This window comes from Listeria immobilis (assembly GCF_014322765.1).
Lineage (GTDB): Bacteria > Bacillota > Bacilli > Lactobacillales > Listeriaceae > Listeria > Listeria immobilis.
Map to the genome: position 1 here is coordinate 33,981 of NZ_JAASTZ010000013.1, position 17,225 is coordinate 51,205.

Annotated in this window: 20 protein-coding genes and 1 pseudogene; 6 read left to right on the forward strand and 15 right to left on the reverse strand. The window is 37.2% G+C overall.

Annotation, left to right across the window (positions count from 1 at the left end):
• Window positions 1-630, forward strand: coding sequence for an SDR family oxidoreductase (locus HCJ50_RS10610; RefSeq protein WP_185348706.1), 630 nt, complete (start codon window positions 1-3; stop codon window positions 628-630).
• Between the two features lie 49 nt (window positions 631-679).
• Here the strand turns inward: HCJ50_RS10610 and HCJ50_RS10615 are convergent, their stop codons facing one another.
• The 3 genes from HCJ50_RS10615 to HCJ50_RS10625 all read right to left on the reverse strand — a co-directional run bounded on the left by HCJ50_RS10615 (window position 680) and on the right by HCJ50_RS10625 (window position 1,635).
• Window positions 680-913 carry a YuzB family protein gene (locus HCJ50_RS10615; RefSeq protein WP_185348708.1) on the reverse strand — a complete coding sequence of 78 codons (234 nt, stop codon included), beginning with the start codon at window positions 911-913 and terminating at the stop codon, window positions 680-682.
• A gap of 22 nt (window positions 914-935) precedes the next feature.
• Complete coding sequence (locus tag HCJ50_RS10620; RefSeq protein WP_185348710.1) at window positions 936-1,262, reverse strand: YuzD family protein; 327 nt, start codon at window positions 1,260-1,262, stop codon at window positions 936-938.
• A gap of 241 nt (window positions 1,263-1,503) precedes the next feature.
• The gene (locus HCJ50_RS10625) at window positions 1,504-1,635 is read right to left on the reverse strand and encodes a hypothetical protein (RefSeq protein ID WP_187125170.1); all 132 of its coding nucleotides are present in this window, start codon (window positions 1,633-1,635) and stop codon (window positions 1,504-1,506) included.
• Between the two features lie 480 nt (window positions 1,636-2,115).
• On the opposite strand from HCJ50_RS10625, the gene HCJ50_RS10630 reads away from it, so the two are divergent.
• Together HCJ50_RS10630 and HCJ50_RS10635 are read left to right on the forward strand one after the other, a co-directional pair.
• Entirely contained in the window at window positions 2,116-2,352 is a 237-nt protein-coding gene (locus HCJ50_RS10630; RefSeq protein ID WP_185345474.1) for a NifU family protein, read from the forward strand.
• A 115-nt stretch (window positions 2,353-2,467) separates the two neighbouring features.
• Window positions 2,468-2,968, forward strand: a complete 501-nt coding sequence (locus HCJ50_RS10635) for a phosphatidylglycerophosphatase A family protein (RefSeq protein ID WP_185345477.1) — start codon at window positions 2,468-2,470, stop codon at window positions 2,966-2,968.
• 23 nt (window positions 2,969-2,991) lie between these two features.
• Here the strand turns inward: HCJ50_RS10635 and HCJ50_RS10640 are convergent, their stop codons facing one another.
• The 5 genes from HCJ50_RS10640 to HCJ50_RS10660 are packed head-to-tail and all read right to left on the reverse strand — an operon-like array spanning window position 2,992 to window position 7,279.
• Complete coding sequence (locus HCJ50_RS10640; RefSeq protein ID WP_185345480.1) at window positions 2,992-4,302, reverse strand: hemolysin family protein; 1,311 nt, start codon at window positions 4,300-4,302, stop codon at window positions 2,992-2,994.
• A gap of 34 nt (window positions 4,303-4,336) precedes the next feature.
• On the reverse strand, window positions 4,337-4,780 hold the full coding sequence (locus tag HCJ50_RS10645; protein ID WP_185345483.1) for a GNAT family N-acetyltransferase: 444 nt from the start codon (window positions 4,778-4,780) through the stop codon (window positions 4,337-4,339).
• Window positions 4,781-4,831: 51 nt separating this feature from the next.
• A complete protein-coding gene (locus tag HCJ50_RS10650; RefSeq protein ID WP_185345486.1) occupies window positions 4,832-5,599 on the reverse strand; it encodes a TIGR01457 family HAD-type hydrolase in 768 nt (255 codons plus the stop codon).
• 19 nt (window positions 5,600-5,618) lie between these two features.
• Complete coding sequence (locus HCJ50_RS10655; RefSeq protein WP_003720710.1) at window positions 5,619-5,894, reverse strand: YutD family protein; 276 nt, start codon at window positions 5,892-5,894, stop codon at window positions 5,619-5,621.
• Complete coding sequence (locus HCJ50_RS10660) at window positions 5,891-7,279, reverse strand: bifunctional metallophosphatase/5'-nucleotidase (RefSeq protein ID WP_185345488.1); 1,389 nt, start codon at window positions 7,277-7,279, stop codon at window positions 5,891-5,893. Before HCJ50_RS10660 ends, HCJ50_RS10655 begins: the two co-directional genes overlap by 4 nt.
• A gap of 134 nt (window positions 7,280-7,413) precedes the next feature.
• Between HCJ50_RS10660 and HCJ50_RS10665 the strand changes: the two genes are divergently transcribed.
• Window positions 7,414-8,253 (forward strand): sulfite exporter TauE/SafE family protein, encoded by an 840-nt coding sequence (locus HCJ50_RS10665; RefSeq protein ID WP_185345490.1) that lies wholly within the window; start codon window positions 7,414-7,416, stop codon window positions 8,251-8,253.
• Window positions 8,254-8,619, forward strand: coding sequence for a DUF1634 domain-containing protein (locus HCJ50_RS10670; protein WP_185345493.1), 366 nt, complete (start codon window positions 8,254-8,256; stop codon window positions 8,617-8,619).
• A gap of 139 nt (window positions 8,620-8,758) precedes the next feature.
• Here the strand turns inward: HCJ50_RS10670 and HCJ50_RS10675 are convergent, their stop codons facing one another.
• From HCJ50_RS10675 to sufC, 7 genes and pseudogenes are all read right to left on the reverse strand, one after another.
• A complete protein-coding gene (locus HCJ50_RS10675) occupies window positions 8,759-9,601 on the reverse strand; it encodes a DUF72 domain-containing protein (RefSeq protein WP_185345496.1) in 843 nt (280 codons plus the stop codon).
• A 120-nt stretch (window positions 9,602-9,721) separates the two neighbouring features.
• Window positions 9,722-10,072, reverse strand: a pseudogene (locus HCJ50_RS10680) (transposase); the annotation flags it as partial.
• Between the two features lie 504 nt (window positions 10,073-10,576).
• Window positions 10,577-11,971 carry a Fe-S cluster assembly protein SufB gene (sufB, locus tag HCJ50_RS10685; RefSeq protein ID WP_185345499.1) on the reverse strand — a complete coding sequence of 465 codons (1,395 nt, stop codon included), beginning with the start codon at window positions 11,969-11,971 and terminating at the stop codon, window positions 10,577-10,579.
• A 22-nt stretch (window positions 11,972-11,993) separates the two neighbouring features.
• Window positions 11,994-12,437, reverse strand: coding sequence for a Fe-S cluster assembly sulfur transfer protein SufU (sufU, locus tag HCJ50_RS10690; protein WP_003722439.1), 444 nt, complete (start codon window positions 12,435-12,437; stop codon window positions 11,994-11,996).
• Window positions 12,434-13,660: a cysteine desulfurase gene (locus HCJ50_RS10695; RefSeq protein WP_185345502.1), complete on the reverse strand. Its 1,227-nt coding sequence runs from the start codon at window positions 13,658-13,660 to the stop codon at window positions 12,434-12,436. The genes sufU and HCJ50_RS10695 overlap by 4 nt, the downstream gene beginning before the upstream one ends.
• Window positions 13,661-14,962 (reverse strand): Fe-S cluster assembly protein SufD, encoded by a 1,302-nt coding sequence (sufD, locus tag HCJ50_RS10700; protein ID WP_185345505.1) that lies wholly within the window; start codon window positions 14,960-14,962, stop codon window positions 13,661-13,663.
• Between the two features lie 18 nt (window positions 14,963-14,980).
• On the reverse strand, window positions 14,981-15,766 hold the full coding sequence (gene sufC, locus HCJ50_RS10705) for a Fe-S cluster assembly ATPase SufC (RefSeq protein WP_185345508.1): 786 nt from the start codon (window positions 15,764-15,766) through the stop codon (window positions 14,981-14,983).
• 351 nt (window positions 15,767-16,117) lie between these two features.
• Here sufC and HCJ50_RS10710 point away from each other — a divergent pair, with 351 nt between their 5' ends.
• Window positions 16,118-17,197, forward strand: coding sequence for an Lmo2079 family surface lipoprotein (locus tag HCJ50_RS10710; protein WP_185345510.1), 1,080 nt, complete (start codon window positions 16,118-16,120; stop codon window positions 17,195-17,197).
• Window positions 17,198-17,225 lie beyond the last annotated feature (28 nt).

Consider the following 17,225-nt stretch of genomic DNA (forward strand, 5'->3'; position numbering starts at 1 on the left):
ATGAATGTACTTGTAATTGGCGCAAATGGTAAGATTGGCCGTCATCTGGTTAAAAAACTTGCTTTAGAAAAAGGGTTTTTTGTGCGAGCAATGGTTAGAAAAGCCGAACAAGTAGCAGCACTTGAAAAGCTTGGTGCAAAGCCTATTATTGCAGATTTAAAAAAAGATTTTATTTACGCGTACGATGAAATAGAAGCAGTCATTTTCACAGCAGGATCTGGCGGTCATACACCTCCTGAAGAAACCATCAAAATTGATCAGGATGGCGCAATTAAAGCAATAGAATTCGCAAAAGAAAGAGGAATTCGTCGCTTTATTCTTGTTAGTTCTTATGGAGCAGATAACCCAGAAAATGGACCAGACTCCCTTGTTCATTATTTAAAAGCTAAAGCTAAGGCAGATGAAGTACTAAAAAGAAGCCGACTTGAGTATACAATCGTCCGCCCAGTTGGACTTTCTGATGACGCTGGAACTGGCAAAATCGCGGAAGTTTCTGGTACGCCAAAAACATCAATACCACGTGAAGATGTAGCCACTTTTATTACAGAAGCTTTGTCACAAAAATCCAGTTTTTATAAGACATATACCATCGAAAGCGGCGAAACACCCATCACCAATTTTTTCAACTAATAAAAAGCGATGATGCCAATTTTTACGGCTCATCGCTTTTTCTATATTATTAAAACGGATTCTCTTCTAAAAATGTATAGATATTTGAAACAAGTTCATCCGGTGTTTCTCCTCGAACCACTTCTCCATCAACTAAAGCAAACAAACTAGTTGCACATAAATCACAATAAGTTAGACAATCATATTCAATCACATCTAAACTATCATCTGCATCTAATTTTGCAAATGCCGCATCTGCCCCACTAGCTAAATTATTCACGCAAAATTCCACAATAGGATTCATTCCTTCTTGCCTCCTAAAAGTCCTACATTGTTGCTGAGTACCCACGATCCGTCATAACTTGATAGATATCTTTTAACCGCGGATTACCTTCTGCGATAATGTCCCCATCAACGACAATAACTGGATACATATAGTCCTCATCTACAATTTTATTCGCTATATCCCTAATCTCTGTTTCACTCGGCGGATTAAAAATATCTACATACTCAACTACAAACGGCTGTCCGGAAAACTTTCTACCAATAGCTGCTCGAAGCCATTCCTCTGTTTCTTTCGAGGATGGCGCTCCGACACAACTCGCACAAATAGTCGTTGAACCATATACATATAACTTTGCTTCCTTTACCATCACGCTTCACCTCACTATCATTGTACAAAAACCTACCCTAAAAAGCGACTAAGCTGTTTCATTTTAGCATAACTATTAAATTTCATGAATTTTTATAAAGGTATGAATTGACACAAATTTCTAGATATATTATAATATTTCCAATACATTGCATTTCTTTAACGCTGTGATGTGTTATCAAGCAAAAACCAAGCTCGGTTGTACCCGTGATTCCACGGTCAACATATAAGTAACACTCCCTTTAACAATTGGGCGCGCAACCCAATTGTCTTTCAACCTTACCAGTTGAAAGAGCACGTTCCTTTCTGAGCCTTAGGAACGTGTTTTTGTTTGGCCCGTTCGAAGCAAAGCAAGTTACGGGCCAAATATGCATGCGAGCAAAGCGAGCATGTAATCCTCCCAGTACTCGAAAACAAAAAAACCTAACCCACCTAATACCGGCCCGTTCGAAGCAAAGCGAGCTACGGGCCAAATATACATGTGAGCAAAGCGAGCATGTAATCCTCCCAGTACTCAAAACCCAAAAAAACTAACCCACCTAATACCGGCCCGTTCGAAGCAAAGCAAGTTACGGGCCAAATATGCATGCGAGCAAAGCGAGCATGTAATCCTCCCAGTACTCGAAAACAAAAAAACCTAACCCACCTAATACCGGCCCGTTCGAAGCAAAGCGAGCTACGGGCCAAATATACATGCGAGCAAAGCGAGCATGTAATCCTCCCACACCTAAACACCCAAACACCCAAACAATCAACACAATCCCTCCCTCATCAAAATCAATCCCTTCCCATTTTCCATTATCCTGTTATAATAGAAAATATAATAACTCCGCTCGAAAGGAGAGCTATTTCCTATGGAAGAAATCAGTTATGCCGAAGTGGATAAAGCCTTAAAAAAATTCCGCCCCTTCCTAATAAGGGATGGCGGCGATTATGAACTTGTAGAAGTAACTCCAGACGGCACCGTGAAAATCAAGTTGCTCGGTGCATGCGAGACTTGTCCAAGTTCTGATATGACATTAAAGATGGGAATTGAGCTTACTTTAGCTGAAAAAATCATCGGTTTCAAAGAAGTAGTGCAGGTTTTTTAACAAGCACATCTTAGCGACCTAATTTATCGGTCGCTATTTTTGTAGCTTTATGTTTAGAACATCCTGTAAACGTCTATCATAACAATATACATACAAGAAATAAGGAGGTTGCAAAATGGTCGAAAAACAAAGTGCCCTAGAAGCCAAAGCTCGTAGCTGGCTTATCGAACGAGGAGTAGAAATAGATGATATTGCCGAACTTGTCTTATTTTTACAACAAAAATATCATCCTGGATTAGAACTTGAAATTTGCCGTCAAAATGTAGAACATGTTCTTCGTAAGCGGGAAGTTCAAAATGCTGTTTTAACGGGCATACAACTAGATGTATTGGCAGAAAAAGGCGAACTTGTCCAACCACTCCAAAATATCATTGATGCTGATGAAGGACTATACGGTGTTGATGAGATCCTTGCGCTTTCCATCGTCAATGTTTATGGCTCTATCGGCTTTACTAATTATGGTTATATTGATAAAGTAAAACCTGGTATTCTAGCTAAACTAAACGCCCATGACGGAATGGCTGTCCATACATTTTTAGATGATATTGTTGGTGCAATCGCTGCTGCAGCTGCAAGTCGTCTTGCGCATAGTTATCATGATGATATTGTAAACTAAACAAAAACCCAGTAAAAACGGGGCTATCCCTCTGTTTTTACTGGGTTTTCTTTTTTCCATTTTACTTCTACTTGACGAATAGAATGTTTATTCATAGAACGAACTATAAAACGGTATCCTTCATGTTCTATCTCATCACCAGCTTCTAAGTCAAACTGTTCGAGTAACATCCAACCTGATAATGTGTGTACCCCTGGAGTGTCAATTGGGATACCAAGCGCTTCCTCTACTTCAAGAAGTGGTTCTGAGCCAGCTATAATAAAGTGATTTGTTGCTACTTTTCGAATTCCTTTTGGTCCTTTTGTTTCTTCCATATCACCGACAATCACTTCCGTAACATCCTCAAGCGTAACAATACCAGCAGTTCCACCGTATTCATCCGTCAAAACAGCGAATGGCTCACTTTCTTGTTGCATTCTAACAAGCAATTCTTCTAAGGCAATTCCTTCAAACACTTCCAAAACAGGTATAATAAAAGGTTTAATTGGCTTATTAATAATCGTTTCATCTTTTCCAAGTCCAGCCATTACAGCACTGACTCGAAGCATGCCGACAATGTGATCCTTATCCTCATCTTCCATCACTGGGAAAATATGGTATGTATGTTGAGAAATTAATTGCAATAAATCTCGCACTGTCGCTGTCTGATCAATTGCAATCATCGACATCCGAGGTATCATCACTTCTTTTGCAGGAACATCACCTAGTTTAAAAATATTTTTCATATAACGAAACTCTTGCTGATTAAGCAAGCCCTGTCTATAACTATCTTCAAAAATAATTTTTAGTTCCGTTGGTGTCATTTGATCTACATCATTTGTCTGCTTTACACCAAACATCCGAGTAATTAAATTAGCTGAATTATTTAAAAGCCAATTAAGCGGAAACGTTAAACGATACCAATAAACCAGTGGTCTAGCAATAAATAGAGCTACTTTCTCTGTACTTTGAATCGTAAATGTTTTCGGAGCAAGTTCCCCAAGAACCACATTTAAAAAAGTGATTAAAATAAATGAAACAAAAATAGAAATCGGTTTTTCGAATGATTCTGGTAAAGGTAACATAAGAAATAACGGCTCAAGCCAACCACGCATGGTCGCTTCTCCTATCCACCCCATCGCAAGTGCAGCAAGCGTATTTCCTAATTGACAGGCAGCCAGATAGTCGTTCATATTGGAGGTTACTTTCTTAACGTATTTCGCTCGAGGATTGTTTGTCGCAAGTAGTTGCAAGACAGTTGGTTTCCTAATTGCTACAATCGCAAATTCACTCGCAACAAAGAAGGCTGTCGCTGCAATTAAAAATATCACAAAAAAATCATTAAAAATATCCATTCTACATTCTCCTTATCTGCTGCCTTTCGTACTATTAGCGTTTAAACCACAAATCTGCAATTGCTTCTCCGTCGATAATTTCTCCCGTTTTTTCAAAACCATATTTTGCATAAAACTTTTCAGCCATCGTATTTTCTGGTTCAAAAGATAAGCGCAAACGTGCCGGCTTCTCAGGAAGATTTTTCACTTTTTCAATAATTTGCGTTAAGGCTTCTCCGCCATAGCCCTTGCCCTGATGCTCTTTACCTGTCATAAAACGAACAAGCCAAAATTCACCGTCATCCGTATCCATCCCATACATCGCATAGCCAACAGGAATATTTTCCGAGTAGATAACAAGCGAATGATAGGTTTCTTCAAAACTTGCTTCAATAATTGAATACCAATTTTCTGCTACAAAGGTTTTTTGATGTGGGTGTACTTCAAGTTTAGCCGTATCATGAAAATTATCTTTTGTTAGCTTTTGAATTGAAACCATAATTTCTCCCCCATTTCTTTGATAAAAAAAGAGCAGAAAAATTCCGCTCTTCTAGTTAATTTTCCAATCAGTTAGCTTATTCACTGCATAAGTTGGCTGAATTTTTTTAGTAAGTAATGCTTCTTTTGAAGTAAAACCTGTATGAACAATAAGTGTGTCCATCCCATAATTAATTCCTGCCAAAATATCTGTTTCGTAGTTATCGCCAACCATTATTGCTTCATCTTTCGTTACACCAAGTTTTGCGAGTGCTTGTTCCATAATAATCGGTTCTGGTTTTCCAATAAAAACGGGTGCTGTTTCTGTCGCCACGGAAACAACCGATGTGATCGAACCATTTCCCGGAAGCAAACCATGTTCTGTCGGGATTGCTGCATCACCATTTGTAGAAATAAACATTGCACCACTTCGAACGGCGAGAGCTGCCTTCGCAAATTTTTCATAATCAACTTCGCGATCAAGGCCAACAACTACAAAAGCTGGATTACTAGAAGTTATTTCAAAATCATTATCGGTTAGTTCTTGTTTTATTCCACGTTCACCGATAACATAAACCGTTTTTTCTCGTTTTTGCGCTATCATAAATTGAACGGTTGCTTGTGAAGTTGTAAAAACATCCTCACTTTTTGCTTGAATCCCCATATCTGTTAAATGTTCTGCTACTTGTCCTGGTGTTTTTGTTGAGTTATTAGTCACAAATAAATATGGAATTCCCGCTCGTTTTAAGTTTTCAATAAATATAATCGCTTCAGGAATCACTGCCGCACCACGATACATTGTACCATCTAAATCAATTAAATAAGCTTGATAATTCTTCAAATCCCTACTACCTCATTTACTATTTTACTTTTTTAATAACAAAGTAAGCACAACCAAAATTGCAATATTCATATATATACTCTTTTAATGTACTAATTTTATTATCATAGGCTGCTTTACGATTTTCATCATCAAAAAAGCCTTTTAGTCTAAGTTGATCATAACCCCAATCACCTACTATATAGTCATATCGTCCAAGGATATCACTAAATCGTTCGTTCAATTTTTCCTCATCAAAAGCATCGCGATAATTGGTGATAATCTCATAATTTAAATCTTGAATCGTAATTGTCACTTGTTTTCCTCCTGTCCGTACATTTTCTTGAGTTTCCATTTTAAAATATCTCGGAGTAACTCTGGTGTATATACTTCTTTTCGTTTTATTTGTTTTATTATTGGGAAAAACGGAGCGAATACAAAGGTATCATGTGTCGCTATTCGGTATTCCCGGTTTTTATCAATTGGTTTATTGTCAAAAAGAGGTATTTTTTTTACTGGGTCAAAGCTAGCTCTGTCCATTAAAATTGTCCCAAAAAACTCGCCTCGAAAGCCAAACCCACGTAAAGGAATTTCTTGAAGTTCTGCTCTTTTTCGGTAAATCCTATCTACAAGAATTTCAAGTTCTTCGCCTGTCATCGTTAGTGCAATCGCATTGAGTGGGTGTGGTAACATTTGGTGAATATCAAAGGAAGTTACAATTCCAGCCTCAAAATCCGTCATAAAAATGCCTGCGTTCATCACGAATGTCTCCGCACCTGTCCACTCACAAACAGCATCGTTTAAAATATGAGCAATTTCGGAGTCATCAAACCAATTATGCGCTAACTTTTCAGGAATCGCAACTACTTTTTCGGCAAGCTCCTCCCGCCCCTTTTCAAAGAAAGCTTGAATTTCGTTTACCTCATTTGGAACAGCGGGAAGGTCTTCGGTTTTAAATGTGGTTGCGGTTTTTGAAAGGATATGATTATCATCATCAAACGCTATATCGACTTTACCAACATATTCGCCCCATCTTCCAGCAGCAGCGAGTATTGCATCTCCTTCCAGTTTTCCGTTTTCAAGTAAATGATGTGTATGTCCGCCTAAAATAATATCGACTTCGGGAATCTCAAGAGCAATTCGTTCGTCGGTTGGTAGACCTAAATGACTCAGCATAATAACCAAGTCAGTATCTTGTTCTAAGCTATCAATTTGTTTTTTTATTGCACTCATTGGTTCCTCAATTCCCCAACCCATTGCTTCATAATACTCTTTAAAAGGAGCTGTGGCACCAATAATCGCTATTTTTATTTGGTTTATTTCTTTATATACAATCGACTTCACCCAGTCTGGTTGCATTGTTCTCGCCTTATCCGCAAAAAAATTACAGCAAACAACCGAAAAAGCCGCATGTTTATACAAATTTTCTAAGTCTTCATGTGCTAAAGTTGTTCCTTCATTATTACCAAACGTCACTGCATCATAAGGTAGTTGATTGAGTAAGTCAGTATTTGCTTGACCATTTGTTCCTTCAGTAAGCGGATGAACCCGGTCCATGAAGTCGCCAATATCAAAAAAAAGTGCTGACTTGCCTTCTTCCTCTGCTAGTGTTCGCTTCTCTTTTAAGAAGGCAAAAATACGTGGCCAATGTTCCAAGTGACTATGAACATCATTGGTATGCCATAAAGTTAATTGTTTCATTAATCCACCCCACTCCTTACTATAACTATTGTAGCTTAAATCTGCTTTTTTTACACGTGTTGGGGCTATATAAATCTCGTGTTCCATTTTTTATGTTATGATAGAATATATTGTTTTTAAAGGGACGTGATTTTTTGGATATTACGCAAACGGTTGAAATCCTGCTAATCTCTGTTTTTGCAGGGGTAATTGGCTCTTTGCTTGGTCTAGGTGGTGGTATTATTGTCACACCTGCCCTCACACTTCTTTTTGGTATTGACATCCAATATGCCATTGGAGCGAGTATTATTTCTGTGATTGCAACAAGCAGTGGTTCCGCGGTCGCTTACATAAAAGATGGAATTACAAACTTACGAGTGGGTATGTTTCTCGAAATTGCCACAACTATTGGCGCAATAACAGGTGCTTTTGTCAGCGGACTACTGTCAGCAACTGCTTTATACATTATATTCGGTCTATTATTACTATATTCTGCCTTCAATATGATTAAAAAAGTCGGTTCAGAATTCCCGACAAATGTAAAACCAGATCCATTAGCAACAAAATTAAAATTACATGATTCTTATTATGATAAATCTCTAAGGCAAACAGTCGATTACCAAGTCGCTAATGTTCCTGCTGGTTTTGGCGTTATGTATGGAGCCGGAATTGCAAGCGGGTTACTCGGTATCGGTAGTGGTGCTTTTAAAGTAATGGCCCTGGACGTCTTTATGAAAATGCCACTTAAAGTCAGCAGTGCAACAAGTAATTTAATGATGGGGGTAACTGCAGCAGCCAGTGCAACTGTGTATCTATTCCAAGGAGACATTCAACCTGCTATCGCTGCGCCTGTTGCCATTGGTGTATTAGTTGGTGCAACACTTGGAACTCGTGTTATGCAACGTTTGAAAAGTAAAATCATCCGAATCATCTTCATTCCTGTCATTTTATATGTTGCCATCCAAATGATTTTAGAAGGATTGGGGTGGATTTAAATGACTGAGAAAAAAGATGAGATGTATCGCGTCGAACTTATTGTGAGTGCATTGTTACGAATCGGTGTTGTTTTGAGTGCTATTATTATTATTTTTGGACTTGTGATGCTTTTTGTGACTGGCGAAACCGGCTATCCTGGGGAAACTTACCCAACATCGCTCACCGCCATTTTTAGTGGACTTAGCACGCTTAAACCATACGCCATTATGATGTTCGGGCTATTTTGCTTAATTTTGACCCCTGTCTTACGAGTCGTTGTTTCGCTATTTACTTTTTTAAAAGAGAAAGACTACTTGTATGTTGGGATTACAGGACTAGTATTGGTTATTTTAGTTATTAGTTTTCTGCTTGGTATAAAGGCATAAAAAAACAGGATGCAGATTTTACCCAATATTTTTCTTTAGCTAGTCTGTAATTATTGGACTGAAATAAGCTGATTAGTTATGATTGATTAATAGCCTCAAGCAAAAAACTATCTTCTCTATTGAAAAGATAGTTTTTATTTTACTCAGAAAACAAATCCATTTGCATTGGTGCTAGACCTTGAAACTCTATTTGCAATGCAGCTTGTAAATGTTTAGCATTATCTGCTGCATCTCCCCCGCTATTATTATTGAAAATAACAACTACTTCTTTGGATACCTTTTGCAAATGTTCAATATATTTGGCCCATTCCTTTATTTCCTCATCATTATATCGATATAGCGTTCTAACCTCGCGCCACTCTGGACTATTTGCCTTCATCCAGCCATATTGATTCCGACCATGCAATCTTACCACTGTCATTTCTTTATTTGTTTCTCGCAGAACAATTGGAACACTTCCTGATCCAACTTGCGGTTCGTCAACAACTGTATGAACTAACCCCAGCTCTCTAAGTAATACTAATGTTTTTTCGGTATTTTGCTCGGTGTACCATGAATTATTTCTGAACTCAATCGCAACTGGCAAATCACCCATTTTTTCAGCAATATATTTTAAATAAGAAACATTTTCTTTTGTACAGTTAAAATACGGCGGAAATTGGAATAATATTGCTTTTAATTTCCCCGTTTCACTTATTGGTGCAATCATATCCATAAAAGCAGTATACATAGCGTTTTCACTATCAAAATACTGTGACCATTCTTTATGTTTGGTCATGGCTGAAAAAGCTTTCATTACAAATTGAAATTCTTCTGGTGTCTGTGCTACCCAATTCGCTGTAGTTCTTGGAGAAGGAATGGCATAAAAACTCGTATCAACTTCCACCACGGGAAAATGTGCTGCATAGTCAGCTAAAGTTAATTTTTTCGTTTGTAGCAAAGAATCATGATCACTCCACCCAGTTAATCCTATTGTAATCACCGCTTACCACCCTCTCTATTTTCAATCTTTATTTATGTTCATTATAACGTAAAACCAATTGAGAATCTTTTATTTTGGTTCTACTAATTAGATAAATTTAGTAACAATTTTCAAATAATTTTAATACATATAAAGATACAGGGATATAAGTCTTGATAAATAGAAACCAGAAGCGAAAATCGTGTAACTAGATTTTCGTTTCTGGTTTTTTGAGGAATAAAAATAGAGACCCTTATTTTGACAGCCCCTGGCAGTATATTTTCTTAGGTTTACTGCTAAAAGGGCAAAACCAAGTTCATTTTTTACTTTTTCTCTCCCCCTTACAGATAAGTGAGTAAAGTGTAAAGAAGCCTTCAAATCTCCGAAAGCTGGCTCCACATCTACTTTACGTTGTGCATAAATTTTCTTCGTTTTAGCATCCTTCAGCCTTTTATCTATGTAAGCCTTAAAATATTCCCAAGAGCTGTTTTTTTAAAGTACAATTTAATCCCAAATTAGCAATTTTTTAGCCAATTATCATCTAATTTGTGTTCTTTTAATACCCATGCTCTCTAATAATACCTAGTACCATTGCTTGAATAATAGCAAAAATGGTTGAATTTATAGAAACCAAATGATTATTAACAGCTCTTCTAGTGATGAAAAGCCTATCTGCTATCTCTTGTTATTTAAACCCTCAACACACATTCTAATACCCTCCTTTCTCGCTTACTAAGTGTTTCATAAGTTTTTAGTGTTTAGGGCAGCAACTTAACATCCTGATTAATTTTTTTAAATCCTCGTAGAGTTTTCCACGTGTTTTTTTCGCTAGATATGTGTAACCACCCATTACTACCAAGGTACTCTTGAATTATTTTTAAATTTAAATTCAAAACTATGTATTGCCATAAAAATACCGACCTTCAAAAGTTAGATTTTTGGTCTAACTTTTGAGAGTCGGTTCATAAATTGATGTTTTGGTACTCTTTAATTTTATTAACCAATCGAACCTTCCATTTCAAACTTAATCAAACGGTTCATTTCGACGGCATATTCCATTGGTAATTCTTTTGTAAATGGTTCAATGAAGCCCATAACGATCATTTCGGTCGCTTCTTCTTCGCTTAAACCACGGCTCATTAGATAGAAAAGTTGTTCTTCTGAAACCTTAGAAACTTTTGCTTCATGCTCTAACGAAATATTACTATTTAGGATTTCGTTATATGGAATTGTATCTGAAGTTGAAAGATTATCCATAATCAGCGTGTCACATTCGATATTCGAACGTGCTCCATCTGCATTACGGCCAAAATGAACGATTCCACGGTACGTTACGTTTCCGCCTTGCTTAGAAATCGACTTCGATACGATAGTAGACGACGTATTAGGTGCGTAGTGCATCATTTTTGCGCCCGCATCTTGACGTTGCCCTTTTCCTGCAATAGCGATAGAAAGGGTCGTTCCACGTGCACCTTCCCCACGTAAATGTACTGCTGGATATTTCATTGTCAATTTCGAACCAATATTACCGTCAATCCATTCCATCGTAGCATTTTCTTCACAGAAAGTACGTTTTGTTACTAGGTTATATACGTTATTTGCCCAGTTTTGAATGGTTGTATATCGACAATATGCTCCTGGTTTTACAATAATTTCTACAACAGCAGAGTGAAGGGAATTTGTTGTATACACTGGTGCTGTACAGCCTTCCACATAATTCACACTTGCATTTTCATCCACTATAATAAGGGTCCGCTCAAATTGCCCCATATTTTCGGAGTTAATCCGGAAATAAGCTTGTAGTGGCGTATCTACTTTGATGCCTGGTGGTACGTAAATGAATGAACCACCTGACCAAACAGCAGAGTTGAGAGCTGCGAACTTATTATCAGTTGGCGGAATTACTTTAGCAAAATACTCTTTGAAAATGTCTTCATTTTCTTTTAGAGCTGAATCAGTATCTTTAAAGACTATTCCTAATTCTTCTAAGTCTTCCTTCATATTATGATAAACAACTTCAGATTCATACTGAGCAGAGGCACCAGCCAAATATTTTTGTTCCGCTTCTGGAATACCTAATTTATCAAAAGTTCGTTTAATTTCTTCCGGAACCTCATCCCATGAACGCACGGTTTGTTCTGACGGTTTCACATAGTAAGTAATGTCTTCAAACTTAAGTTCGGATAAGTCACCACCCCAAGTCGGCATTGGCATTTTATAAAATTGTTCTAAAGACTTCAAACGGAATTCAAGCATCCATTCTGGTTCTTCTTTAATATTCGAAATTTCTCTTACTACTTTTTCTGTTAATCCGCGTTCTGTACGGAACACAGAGGTATCTTTATCATGGAATCCATATTGGTATTCGCCAATTTCTGGAATTTCAGTCATGTCGTATCCTCCTTTTCGCTACTTATTTTGTTCCTTCTTTTTCAAAAATTGCTCGTTCCATCGCCTTCCAGGAAAGGGTTGCGCACTTGATTCTTGCTGGGAATTTTGCAACTCCAGCAAGCGCTTCGACATCACCGTATTCATCAATAGTTTCGTGATCGTGACCTTGAACCATCTCTGAAAACTCGCGTGACATTTTTAGTGCTTCTTTCTCGGTTTTTCCAATTATGCTTTGCGTCATCATCGAAGCAGAGGCCATCGAAATCGAACAGCCGCTACCAGTGAATTTTGCTGCAACAATTTTATCCCCGTCCATTTTTAAATGAAGATGGATTTGATCGCCACATGTTGGGTTATTAAGGTCAATGGTTACATCGCTATCTGGGAGTTCTCCATTATTACGCGGATTTTTATAGTGATCCATAATGACTTGTCTATATAGCTGATCTAATTTCCGGCTTGTCATAATCCAAAATACTCCTTTGTCAACTTGAGCCCTTCTATAAGCGCATCAATTTCTTCTTTTGTATTATAAATATAAAAGCTTGCACGAGCTGTAGAAGATACATTTAGCCACTTCATCAAAGGTTGTGCACAATGATGTCCTGCGCGAATTGCCACCCCGTCCTCATCCAAAATAGTTGCAACATCATGCGGATGAGCTCCTTCTATGTTAAAAGTCACTAATCCACAACGAAGACTTGCATCGGTTGGACCGTAAATCGTGATACCTTCTACTTTACTCATTTGCTCTATTGCATAGCTTACTAATTCTTGTTCGTAGGCATGAATATTACTAATTCCAATCTCTGCCAAGTAATCAATCGCTGCACCAAGCGCAATAGCTCCGCCGATGATTGGTGTTCCAGCTTCCAATTTCCAAGGTAGTTCTTTCCAAGTGGAATCGTATAATTCAACAAAATCAATCATTTCTCCGCCAAATTCGGTCGGTTCCATTTTTTCTAGTAATTCTCGTTTTCCGTACAATACACCAATACCAGTAGGAGCCATCATTTTATGACCAGAAAAAGCATAAAAATCAGCATCTAAATCGACTACATTTACTTCCATATGCGGCACGGCTTGCGCGCCATCCACAAGGATTACTGCACCAACTTTATGGGCCAGTGCTGCAATTTCTTTTATCGGGGTAATTGTCCCAAGAACATTTGAAACATGCGCCAAAGCAACTATTTTTGTTTTTTCACTAATTGCTTTTTCTGCTTGTTCTATGGAAATGGTACCATCTTCTTCTAGCTCGATATACTTCAAAACCGCGCCTTTACGTTTAGCAAGTTGTTGCCACGGAATCAAATTGGAATGATGCTCTAAATAAGAAATAACAATCTCATCGCCAGCTTCGATATTTGTCTCTCCGTAACTATCTACCACTAAATTAATTGCCGAAGTGGTTCCTCTTGTAAAAATAATTTCTGCTACTTCCCGTGCCTGAATAAACTTTGCTACTTTAGCACGTGCTAATTCAAATGCATCTGTCGCTCTAGCCGCAAGTGTATGCACTCCACGATGTACATTCGCATTATCAAATTCATAGTAGTGAGTTAAGGCTCGGATAACTTGTTTTGGTTTTTGTGAAGTAGCCGCATTATCTAAATAGGCTAACGGTTTTTCATTTATTTCTTGGGCTAGTATCGGAAAGTCCGCACGAATTTTTTGGATATCTATCATTTAGCGCACTTTCCCTTCAATTACTTCCCGCAGCATTGATTTAACACTTTCGATTGGTAGTTGACGTACAACTGGATCTAAGAAGCCGTGAATGACTAAACGTTCTGCTTCTTTTTGTGAAATACCGCGACTCATCAAATAGAATAGTTGCAACGGATCCACACGACCAACAGAAGCTGCATGTCCTGCAACAACGTCATTTTCATCTATTAATAGAATTGGATTTGCGTCACCGCGTGCTTCTGGGCTAAGCATTAATACACGTGATTCTTGTTGTGCATCAGACTTAGAAGCGCCGTGCTTAATATGACCAATTCCGTTAAAAATAGTTGTTGCTCTTTCTTTCATAACACCATGAGATAAAATCGTACCATTTGATGCCTTACCATAATGAGTTACACGAGTGGTTACGTTTTGTGTTTGTTTTCCACGTCCAACCGTTACTGTCTTCACATCAGCAGAAGAGCCGTCACCCATTAAATTCGTTACGTTTTCATTGATTGTATCGCCATCATTCATTAGACCAAGCGCCCATTCAATTTGGCTGTCCGTGCCGATATGACCGCGACGATTTACATAAGTAGTTGCCTCGCTCGCTAGATTATCAACTCCGCCAAAAGTAATTCGGGCATTTTTTTCGGCAATAACTTCTTCAACAATACTTACAATTCCTTTTGGTGCATTATCTACTGTTACATAGTTTTCCACATAAGTAACTGCACTATTATCATCAGCAACAAGTAACACATGGTTCACTAGCGGAGATTCTGCTTTATCTTGTACAAAAACCGCTTGAATTGGCGATTTTACTTCCACATTCTTTGGTATATATAAGAAAATACCACCATTAACCAGTGCCGCATGGAAAGCAGTCAATTTATGTTCACTTACTTGCACCGCATCTGTCATATAATATTTTTTTACAAGCTCTGGATGATTTTTAACAGCCGAAATAATATCGGTAAAGATAACACCCTGTTCGCTTAATTCTTGACTGAGTTGTAATCTTGCCGGACGTTCATCCATTTGAACGTAAAAGTTTGCTTCTTTATTATCTAAATCCACTAGATTCGCTACTTTTTCAGGTAAATTTTCATTTGTTACGCCTTCTTTAAAAGGTATAAATGTTTCAAAGTTTGTGAAATTCCAGCGTGTTATCTTTGTTTTATCCACATAAGGTAAGTCCAGTTCCCCATAAGCTTTAAAAGCAGTGCGACGAATATCTAAAAACCAATCTGGTTCATTCGCATTACTTGAAAAAGCGTGGATAAAATCATCTTTAATCGTCATATTTTCTGTCATGATTTTAACCTCACTTCCTTATTGTTGGTCTACTGCTTCTTCTTCCTCAAGTTCAATACCAAGTTCTTGTTTAATCCAGTCATAACCTTCTGCTTCTAAACGTTTAGCAAGCTCTGGTCCGCCTTCTTTAACTACTTTCCCTTGCATCATTACATGTACAAAGTCTGGAGTAATGTAATTAAGGAGACGTTGGTAATGGGTAATAATCAAGCAGCCAAATCCTTCGCCGCGCATTTCATTTACACCTTTAGAAACAACTTTAAGTGCATCAATATCAAGACCGGAGTCAATTTCGTCTAAGATTGCTAGTTTTGGTTCAATCATAAGTAGTTGTAAGATTTCATTACGTTTTTTCTCTCCGCCTGAAAATCCTTCATTTAGGTAACGTTCTGCCATTTCTTCGTCCATATCTAAAATGTCCATTTTGGAATCTAATTTACGGATAAATTGCATTACAGGAATTTCGTCACCTTCTTCACGTCGGCTGTTGATTGCCGCACGGATGAACTCAGCATTTGTAACTCCGCTAATTTCACTTGGATATTGCATCGCTAAGAAAAGTCCACAACGAGCGCGTTCATCTACTTCCATTTCTAAAACATCTTCGCCGTCAAGTGTGATTGTTCCTTGTGTTACTTCATATTTTGGATGCCCCATAATAGCTGAGGACAACGTAGATTTCCCTGTTCCATTTGGTCCCATAATAGCATGGATTTCTCCAGTTGAAATTTCAAGATTAACACCTTTCAAAATTTCTTTTCCTTCTATTTCAACATGTAAATCTTGAATCTTTAAAGTTGCCATAAAAAAAGTCCTCCCTAGTGTAAAATTTGCATAATCCTAGTTTAGTATAATTCTAATCTGATTACAACTATAAAAACCAGCACTCTTCGCATTCTCCCCTTCATTCTACTATTAATAGCCGATTTTTTCCAGTTTTCAAGCATTATCAGTATTTCCCTTTTATTTGAGAATATTCAAGAACAGCAACTAATGAAATAGACGAGCCCTACATATCAATAAAAAAGCAGATTATCCCCTGGTAAAAAAAGGATTGTATATCTTATTTAGATGTGTTATTGTTGTAACGTAACAAATTTGCAACATAATAACCTATTTGTAATAAACGATTAAATATTGAAGGAGAATTTAAATATGAAGAAAGCAATAATGGCTGTGACCATCTTTGTATTGCTTTTAACTACACTATCCGGTTGTAGTTCACCAAAGTCAGACTTCACTGCAGCTCTAAAAAAAGTTACTGAAAACAAACAATATACAACAAATGTCAAATTCCAAATTAACGACCTATCAGATAATTACATAAAACAATTGGGGCCTGATATTACTTTAACTCAACTAAAAAAATCTAATCTTCAATATAAAATTTCCGTAAATAGCGAGTCTGATTCTTCTTATAGTAGTTTCTCGGTTCACTGGGCTGGTAATAAGCCAATTGACTTAACTTTACATGCACTTCAAAATAGTGACGACGGAAAAGCTTATATTCCGGTATCAGATATATATGATGCGTCTGATAGTATCTCCAGTTTGCTAAACGATTCAACTGCTACCATTTTCAATGAAGTTCTTGCTCAAAATAAAGAATTGAAATCAAAGTATCTTAATCTTTTTGAAACTGTTCAAAACTTTTCTAATCAGACAATCGATTCAGAAACCGTTGACCGCCAAGCTGAACAACTGAAAAAAATTGAAGAAAAAAGTGGTATTGCAATTTATAGCTATTTAAATAACCTTGATGATCAACACTTCACCGCAAAAGATAATGGTGATATCGTGCTCAAATTAAGTAAAAAAGAAATTAGCGATATGATTAACGAAGTACTGAAAACTCTTGATGACGACGGCAATATCGTTACCCTTATTTCTGAAATTAATAGCAGTACACAAAAAGAAGCCAAATCTACTTGGCAAGCACAACAAAAATCCATTCGTTCTGCATTAAAAAAACTTACATCTACAAAAACACAAAGCTTAGATTTCCGATTAACTTTAACACCAGATAGCAAAAAAGGTTTTAGTAAAGCCACTATTGACACCAACTATAAAAATGAATCGTCAAATCACTTAATGAACTTCACTACAACCATTGATATGTTAGACTATGAAAAAGTTCCTTCAATGCCAAAAGGAAACGAAATTGTTTCTAAAAAAGAACTTGATAAAGCCATTTCAGATGGTTTAAAACTTTATTTAGGAAGTACCATACAATAAAAAAATCCTTTTACCGACTTGGTAAAAG